The organism is Galactobacter sp., assembly GCF_022712295.1.
In the GTDB taxonomy this organism is placed as follows: Bacteria; Actinomycetota; Actinomycetes; order Actinomycetales; family Micrococcaceae; genus Galactobacter.
Genome location: NZ_JALAGT010000022.1, coordinates 1 through 8245, shown reverse-complemented (window position 1 = coordinate 8245; position 8245 = coordinate 1). Strand labels below are relative to the sequence as shown.

Sequence of the window (8245 nt, the reverse complement as noted above, 5' to 3'; positions counted from 1 at the left end):
GTGGGGAGGTGTTCATGGCGGAGTCCTTCCGAGCTGTTGGTGAATGTGGACCGTGGATGTTGTCTGAGGGGCGGAATCTTCAACGGCGGTGTTTCGGGGAGGGCCGGTGACGGGAACCTCACAGGGAGAGGGAGAGCAGGTCGATTGACGGGAAGACGGCGAACAGGACGGAGAGCGGGAGGAGGCCGAAGATGACGGGGACAAGCATTTTGATCTCAGCCTTCCCGCCGGCCTCCAGGAGGTTTCGGCGTTCCAGGTCGCGGGCGTCGGCCGCCTGGTCCCGGAGGACGCTGGCAAGCGGGGTACCTCGTTCCCCAGCCACGAGGATGGATTCGACGCAGTCGTTCAATGCGGGAACCTGAGCCTCGACGGCAAGATCACGTAGAGCGGTGGAGAGGGGCACTCCGGTGGTGGTTCTGGCGACCGCGAGGGTGACGAGGGATCCCAGAGGTCCCGAGGTCTCCTCGGCGGCCCGTTTCAGGGCGGGTGCCACGGCCTCCCCTGCGGCCACGCCGAGGGCCAAGAGATCCGCAAGGAGGGGGAACTGGGCTGCGATGACCGCGCGTCGACGGGTGGCGGCCCGGGTGAGGGAGGTGGACCGCCACATGACGACTCCCACGAGGACGCCGATGAAGGCCACCATCGCTGGGACCGGTTTCAACGTTCCGGCGGTCGCTGCGACGGTGAAGATGACCGCCATGGCCGCTGCGGCCGCCGCACAGGTGAGGACGGTGACGGCATGGTGCCGCAGCGGGTCGGTGGAGCGCCCCGCTCGGCCGAGTCTCGTTTCAAGGCTCACCCGACCGGCGGGAGACAACGGCAGGAGCCGATTCACGAGCGACCACCGACCTGCAGCCGTTCGAGGCGGGGCACCCAGCTGAGCCGCGATCCTGTCCCCCAACCGTCGGGTCTTGGAGAAGAGAAGGGCATCCGCGATCAGCCACCCACCCATCCCCAGTGCGAAGGCGGCCAGGAGCACGCGTGCGCCCAGATCCCAGTTCATGACGTTCATGGGTTCGGCCTCCCGGCATCCGGCAACTTCGAGGCTCTGATCATCAGGACGTAGGACAACGCCGCGATCCCCACACCGAGCAGCAACACCACGGCCCCAGCCACGGAGTCGTACACCTCGGCGACGCGTGGTTCGAGGCACAGGATGATCAGCAACAGCCACGGTGCAACGACGGCCAGTCGGGCAGCGTTCACCGTCCACGATTGCCTGGCTTCCAGTTCTCCGCGGGTAGCGATATCCGCACGCAAGAAGCTGGACAAGGTCGCCAGCGTGGCGCCGACGTCGGCGCCGCCCACCTCCCTGGTGAGCCGCACTGCCGCAACCAGTCGGTCCCCAACCGGGTCGGCGATCTGCTGTTTGAGGCGAGCCAGCGCCTCATCGACGTTGCGGCCCACCCTGAGATCAGCTGCGTAGGCCCTGAAAGGTGCACGAAGTTGTTCCGGTCCGGTGCGGCCGAGCTCTGCCAAGGCTTCGGAGAGGGGGACACCGGCTCGAACACCGGAGCGCAGGTGGTCCACCGCGTCGGGCCAGCGCGATCGCCTGGCGCGGGTCCGTCTTTGGGCCGCGGGGCCCAACGCCCAAGTGGGAATCAAGCCTGCCGCCAGCCCGGCGAGAGCGGACACGGAGACGGTGGAGGTGAGTGCCAGCACCATCAGCCCTACCCCGAGGGCCACGGCCACGGAGATCAAGAGGAACGTGGCGACCCGTGTGCGGGCATACCCGGCACGATCGAGGCGGTTCCGTATGCCGCTGCGCCGCCGTCGGCTCGGTTCACCGAACCCGGAATACCAGACGAGGGCCAGTCCGCAGCCGAGCAGACAGCCCAGGATGATGCTCATGGTGCACCGGCCAGGAGTCGGTGCGCGTCGATACCGGACCGGCGCAGTTTGGGGTGTTCGGGGTCCGCCTCCGGATGGCGCCTCAGCCCGTTACCTTGGTCGGTGAAGATCCGGGAGAGTTCGATGACGCCGTCCTCCGTGGTCGATCCCACGGAGGCGATCTCACCGACAAAGCGAGCCCCGTCCGTTCTGCGGCCGCAGTGGACCACCAGGTCGATGGTCGCGGAGACGGTCGCGGTGACGAAGGCCGAGGAGATGTTGGGGCCGGCCAGAAGCGGCAGCGCGCAGAGTTTGGTCAGGGCCTCGCGCGCGGAGTTCGCGTGGATGGTGGCACTTCCTGGCAAACCTGCGTTGAGGGCCAAGAGCAGGTCCAGGCTCTCCGCCTCCCGCACCTCACCGATGGTGATGCGGTCCGGCCGCATCCGCAGTGCCTCCTTCACGAGCCTGCGCAACGTGATCTCCCCACCCCCGTCCAGATTGGGCGGCCGACATTGCAACGTCACCACATCACGCAGCGGCACGTTCAGTTCGCGAACCTCCTCCGCCACCACGACGCGTTGCCTGGGCGGAATGGAGGCAGCCAGACACCCCAGCAGTGTCGTCTTTCCAGCCTGCGTCGGTCCGGAGACGAGGATGTTCATTCCTGCCGACACGGCCGCGTCCAGGTAGGCGGCGGCGTGGGTGGACAGGCTTCCTCGCTCCACCAGATCGGCGAGTCGCCGGGCCCGGGAAACGAACTTGCGGATATTCACGTACCAAGGCCCAGGTGTGACGTCCGGGATGGCGACATGCAGGCGCGAGCCGTCAGGCAGGGTAGCGTCCACGAACGGTGACGACAGGTCCAGATGGCGGTTGGTGGGCGCCAGCATGCGTTCCACGAGTTGGCGCAGTTCGTCCTGGGACAGCCTGAGCGAGGTCAGTTCCGCGACACCGTTGCGAGCCACGAACACCTTGTCGCACCCGTTGAGCCAGATCTCCTCGATGTCGGGGTCGTCCAGGAACGGTTGGAGACGCCCGAAGCCGGTGAGTGCATGCATCACGGCTCGACCGGCTGCTGCCAGGTCCCCGATATCCGGCATTCCCTCCCGCAGGGACCTCAAGTCGTAGTCGTGAACGGCGCGGTCCACCATGCGTTCCACCGCCGCTGGATCCCCGACCGGGTCCACGGACTCACGCAACAGAGCGGCACGGACCTGCTTCTCGACGTATCTCGCGGCTTGCGACACGGTTCCCCTCCTTCGACGGTCCGGGAACCCTGACCCGGGTGCGGGATCTGGGCGCCCCGGAACATACCTCCCACGGTTTCGCCACGGAATCCGAGGGCTGTTGGGCTCGGAGACCGGTCGCGACCGCGTTCGGTGGGCTGTATGGGGAAGTCGGTGGATATGCAGCGTAATCCTGTGATGATTCCTGGACAAGGGGGACGCGACTGACCTGTGGACAACTCGGCCGCTGAGTCGGCAGACGACACCCAGGCGTGTCGTCCACAATCCCACCAAGAACACACCTCACCGCAGACCGCGACATCGCACCGTCCCGGTAGCCTCCAGTCCTCGACGACGGCAACCGCACGTCGCGGTACAACGGCAGGACAGGAGTGAGCCGGTGATCCACATACGCCCAGGCGACCCCCACGTCTTCGTCCCGGCCGGAGACGACCTCACCAATCTGAACCAGGCGTTCCCGCACGCGGTCACCGCCGAGCAATGGCCCACCACCCTCTCTCCCGGGCGCCGACCCGACGGCGTCGTACTGGTGGTGGAATCCGGCCCCGATGCGGGACTCGTGGTTCCCCTCCCCCGCGGAACCTCCACCGTGGGCCGCGGCAACTGCCGGATCCGACTGACCGACCCGTCCGTGCGTCGACACCACGCACACCTTCACGTGTCCCCCGACGGGATCCACCTCGAGGCCCTTGGCCCGGTGAGGATCAACGGGCACCACGCCACTCACCGCCGCGTGGACGAGGACAGCCTGATCACCATGGGGAACGACCGGCTACGCATCCTGGCTCGCATCCCGAGCCCGGCCCCGCCACCGACCCCGAACGACAACGAGTGGGACGTCGTCAAGGTGAACACGCCACCACCGCCCTCCCCGCCATTCATCGCGGCAGTAGGAGCCGTGGCCCCCTTGGCCGTGGGCGGCGTCCTCGTCGCGGTGACAGGGAACTGGCTCATGCTGCTCTTCGGATGCATCGGCCTTCTCACCGGCGCCATGACCGTGGTGGACGTCCTCCACCGTCGCCGCAGACAGGCCCGAGAGGAGTCCCGGGCGGCGCTCGCCGCCGCCGCCCTCGTCTCGCGCCGCCACCCGCCCCCCGGCAGCTGGGTCGCATCCTTCAGGAATCCGCGCAGCCACGCGGACACCGAGGCACCACCGCCGGTGCGGCTGGGTGAATGCGTGAAGCCACGCGTTCGGGTCCTGGGGGCACACGACGCACGCCCCAGACGGCGTGTCCCCGTCCGGCGGCTTCCCGCCCTGTGTTCTCCCGCAGCCGACCAGGACGTACGCCTGCTCGGCCCACCCGAGCTGGTCGGTGCCGCCGTGCGCGCCCTGGCCCTCGCCTGGCTCCCGGGACCCGTGCCGCGGGCCGGGACCGGAACCGCGGCCACCCTGAGGGTGGCCGCGACGGCGAGCCTCCCAGCCAGGATTCTCGCCCTACCGGGAGTCAGGAGATCCCCGGACACCGATGCAGCGGTGCTGACCCGCACCAGCGCCGGCGGCAGCACCAACAGGGTCCTGCTCGGGGGTCAACCCGCCGCTGACGACCTGGTGGTCCGGCTGGACGACGGGACGCTTCCTGCTCCCTCAGGAAACGGCGTGCGCTTCGTCCCCGATCGACTCAGCCTCACGGGCGCCCTGATCGCCGTGTCCTCGCTTCCGCCTGAGGAGGGCCCCGCCCGCGTGGACCACCACCAGGAACCGACCGCCCAACCAGGTGACCTGATCGCGGTCCTCGGCCGAGCCACACCGGACTCGGCCGTCGGCGGGGCCCTGACGGTGTCCCTGGTCCACGACGGCCCCCACGCGCTCGTGGCGGGGACCACCGGCAGCGGAAAATCGGTGCTGTTGAGCACCTGGCTGTCGTCGTTGACCGAACACACGGGTCCCGACCGGCTACGGCTGGTGCTGTTGGATTTCAAGGGCGGCGCCACCTTTGGGCCATGGACCGGGAAGCCTCATGTCGAGGTCATTGTCACCGACCTGGATCTGGAATCCGCCACCAGGGTCGTGGAGGGAATCTCCGCCGAGTTGCACCGCCGCGAAAGGTTGCTTCAGTGCGCCGGGGTTGCCGATGTCCGCGACCTCCCGGTCGCAGAGCGGCCGCCGCGAATCGTGGTGGCCGTGGACGAATTCCGCATCCTGGCGGAGTCCGTTCCCGGCGTCCTGAAGGACCTGATGCATTGCGCCACGGTCGGCCGTTCCTTGGGGCTGCACCTGATCCTTGCCACGCAACGGCCACAGGGCGTGGTCTCCCCCGAGATCCGCGCCAATGTCGCCCTGACCATCTGCCTGCGCCTGACCAGCGAATCCGAAGCCGTGGACCTCACCGGCACCCCGCTGCCCGCACGTTTCCCCACCAGTGAGCCAGGGCGCGCTCTGATCCGGCGAGGCAGCGGGCAGCCTGAACCCTTCCAGGTCGGCACCGTCGTCGGTCGTGACGCCGACGATGCCCGCCACGACCTCCTGATCGGTCCCACCTGTGCGGACGTGGCTAACCTGCCGGTTCCGGTGACCAGCGCCCGGGCCACGCAGCAGTCCGCTCCGGCGCTCCCGTTCATAGCACCACCTCTGCCACAACGACCCGTCAGGGTGTCCGCGACTCCGGCCTCGATTCGGCACGGAGGCGGCCCGCCGTCGATCGCGCTCGGACTGCAGGCCACCCCGGAGAGGGTCATCCCTTGGACGCACACACCAGCGACGGACGGTTCGCTCGCCGTTCTGGCCGCTCCGGGCACGCACCGCATCGAGCAGGTCCGCTCCTGGCTCGGTGCCCTGCAGCGCCTGGGGACGGCGGACTCGTGCGTGGTCATGGACGGAGACGGTCTCGCGGAGAACTCCGCACTGGCGCACTTCCCGGGACTCGTCCTGACCACGGGCCAGGAACAGGACGTGGATGAGGTTCTCACCGCGCTGGGGCAGGGACGTGCCCCACATCCGGGGATCCGCCCGCTCCTGGTCCTCACCGCGCCATCTGCCTGGTTCGGTGACGGCCTGCAATCGGCCGGCGTGGCACGGGAGGCCGCGGTCATGACGCTGCTCGCCAACCGTATCTGCCCCGTGATCATGGTGGGAGGACGCGACCTCAGCACGTCCCGCCTGCTGGGCCACACTCCCTCGAGGGTCTACCAACCGTGGTCCATGACCCCAGAGACCACCGCTACGTGGCCACGTCGCCACACCTGCTCAAGCATTCCGGGCCGTGGGGTGCTCTTGGGCCCGGACACCGACCCCACGGGGGTCGTGGTGCAGTCCACCCTCGTGCCCAACGATCGCCTGCGCCCCAATCGCTCCCGGCACCACAGCGGCGCCACGAGACCCACCAACGGGGCGTGGTCACCACTGCCCGACCGAGTCAGCGCCGACGCCTGGAGTGCTCGCCGACCCGCCACCGACACCGAGCCCGATCAACCGTTCGCCGTGTGCGCACCCGACCTGCGACCGGTCGACTGGCTCCCCGCCTCGAAGGCAGCAGTGGTGCTGGGCGGTCCGGGCAGCGGCCGCTCCACCGTGGTGAAGGAGCTCGCGGCGCGATGGCCCCATGCCTGCATGCTGGCCGGCGCGGACCTGGAGGAACTCGCCGGTGGTCAACCACCGGCTACTCCACCGCCCGAACAGGCAGACGACGAGGAGAGGCAGCTCGAGGCATGGTGGTGTGTGGACGACATTGACTCCTTGGGACCATCCGCGCTGGCCGTGTTGTCCCAACGGGTGCGCAACGGCGGGCGGGTTCTGGTCGCGGCGAGTTCAGCAGCGTCGTTGTCCAGCCAGGTGCCCTGGTGGCACCAGGTGGATCAGGTGGGCGGGGTGCTGGTGCTCGGTCCACGCGGCACGGAGGCAGCGACCCTCGGTTGGCGCATCCCCTCGGATCCGACGGCACCGCCTGGCAGAGCATGGTTCGTCCCCGCTGGAGAGTCCTCCCCGGTCAGAGCGCAAGTGCTGCGACCGGCCGAGAGCACAGGTGCGGGATGGTGAGGACGGGTGTGGGTGTGACTCAGCGCGGGGCGTCGTCCGGTTCGAGCCAAGCACGGGTGGCCGGGGAGAACACGGTCACCAAGGCAACGCCGCCCACCACGAGCATTCCGAGCCCCAGGGCCAGTCCGGCCCAGTCTCCCACCGCAGGAGCGTTGGAGATGTAATAGATGCTGACGATGACCTGGAACAGTTGCCAGGCCACCACAGCGGATCTGGTCCACGCGCGTCCGGCCATGTGCTTGGATGCGACCACGCCCTGCCACACCGCAACCAACACCAGCAGCACCATCAGGAAGATCCTGCCGCCGATGGACACGGGCGAACTCTGGGCAATCGCCTGGGCCGCGAAGATCGCCGCGGCAAAGACGGCCACCGCTTCCAGGAGGACACACACTGACACGATCGTCACGCTCGCAGGCATGCGACGACGCTGCGTCGTATCCACCGTGGTGTCGTCCTGATCCACTGGCCGCTTCTGCTCGTTGCTCACACACCCCATGCTACGGGGAGCCGAGCGCCCCGTAGCCCAACACAGGCGCCTGGCGGGCGCGGCCGGGTGGGGTCGGAAACGAGACCCGGCCCGGGCCGTCGGGCACATCTGCACAACGGTCCCCGGCAGAGCCCACCATGCTATCCATAGCGTGTATCCGGCAGATGTCACGGGAATGTCCCGGTGAGAAACCCCACAGCCCAACGAGCGAATGACCACTGCCAACACCCTTGTCCCCACTGGGGCGTCGTGAAAAAATTCAAACAATGACCAAGGGGCGCGCAAAATCCCTGTTCGGCCTGGTTCCCACCCATGAAACCAACGCGAACACGCGCGCCCTTGAAGCGATACCAAGGAGTGCATCCATGAGTTGGCGCGATAAGGCCGCATGCCTCGAGAAGGATCCCGATCTCTTCTTCCCCGTGGGCAATACCGGCCCCGCATTGCTGCAGATCGAGGAGGCCAAGGCCGTCTGCCGCACCTGCGACGTCGTGGACAAGTGCCTGCAGTGGGCCGTCGAGACCGGCCAGGACGCCGGGGTCTGGGGCGGCATGAGTGAGGACGAGCGCCGCGCCATGAAGCGCCGCGCAGCCCGCGCCCGCCGCGCCTCCTGACCTGACGCAACCGGAACGGGGGTCGCCCCCCCGCCGGGGTTTAGGGGGGGCGGGGGGGCCCCCGGTCCGGCCCCCCCCCGCGGTACGGGCC

At 68.6% G+C, this 8245-nt stretch carries 6 protein-coding genes; 2 read left to right on the top strand and 4 right to left on the bottom strand.

Annotated elements, in window-relative coordinates:
- Positions 1-118 precede the first annotated feature (118 nt).
- Genes Q0A15_RS01780 through Q0A15_RS01770 form a run of 3 tightly spaced genes read right to left on the bottom strand, consistent with a single transcriptional unit; the run spans position 119 to position 3077 of the window.
- Entirely contained in the window at positions 119-1012 is an 894-nt protein-coding gene (locus Q0A15_RS01780) for a type II secretion system F family protein (protein ID WP_291277828.1), read from the bottom strand.
- Entirely contained in the window at positions 1009-1851 is an 843-nt protein-coding gene (locus Q0A15_RS01775; RefSeq protein ID WP_291277827.1) for a type II secretion system F family protein, read from the bottom strand. Before Q0A15_RS01775 ends, Q0A15_RS01780 begins: the two co-directional genes overlap by 4 nt.
- Positions 1848-3077, bottom strand: a complete 1230-nt coding sequence (locus tag Q0A15_RS01770) for a CpaF family protein (RefSeq protein WP_291277826.1) — start codon at positions 3075-3077, stop codon at positions 1848-1850. Before Q0A15_RS01770 ends, Q0A15_RS01775 begins: the two co-directional genes overlap by 4 nt.
- 379 nt (positions 3078-3456) lie before the next feature.
- On the opposite strand from Q0A15_RS01770, the gene Q0A15_RS01765 reads away from it, so the two are divergent.
- Positions 3457-7050 (top strand): FtsK/SpoIIIE domain-containing protein, encoded by a 3594-nt coding sequence (locus Q0A15_RS01765; RefSeq protein ID WP_291277825.1) that lies wholly within the window; start codon positions 3457-3459, stop codon positions 7048-7050.
- Between the two features lie 19 nt (positions 7051-7069).
- Here Q0A15_RS01765 and Q0A15_RS01760 read toward each other — a convergent pair whose 3' ends face one another.
- A complete protein-coding gene (locus tag Q0A15_RS01760) occupies positions 7070-7540 on the bottom strand; it encodes a hypothetical protein (RefSeq protein WP_291277824.1) in 471 nt (156 codons plus the stop codon).
- A gap of 365 nt (positions 7541-7905) precedes the next feature.
- On the opposite strand from Q0A15_RS01760, the gene Q0A15_RS01755 reads away from it, so the two are divergent.
- Positions 7906-8154, top strand: coding sequence for a WhiB family transcriptional regulator (locus Q0A15_RS01755; RefSeq protein ID WP_291277823.1), 249 nt, complete (start codon positions 7906-7908; stop codon positions 8152-8154).
- Positions 8155-8245: the final 91 nt, after the last annotated feature.

What these genes read in the sequence shown, in the direction of transcription:
- Q0A15_RS01780 (WP_291277828.1), bottom strand. Translation starts at nt 1,012, where the DNA reads ATGAACGTCATGAACTGGGATCTGGGCGCACGCGTGCTCCTGGCCGCC.
- Q0A15_RS01775 (WP_291277827.1), bottom strand. Translation starts at nt 1,851, where the DNA reads ATGAGCATCATCCTGGGCTGTCTGCTCGGCTGCGGACTGGCCCTCGTC.
- Q0A15_RS01755 (WP_291277823.1), top strand. Translation starts at nt 7,906, where the DNA reads ATGAGTTGGCGCGATAAGGCCGCATGCCTCGAGAAGGATCCCGATCTC.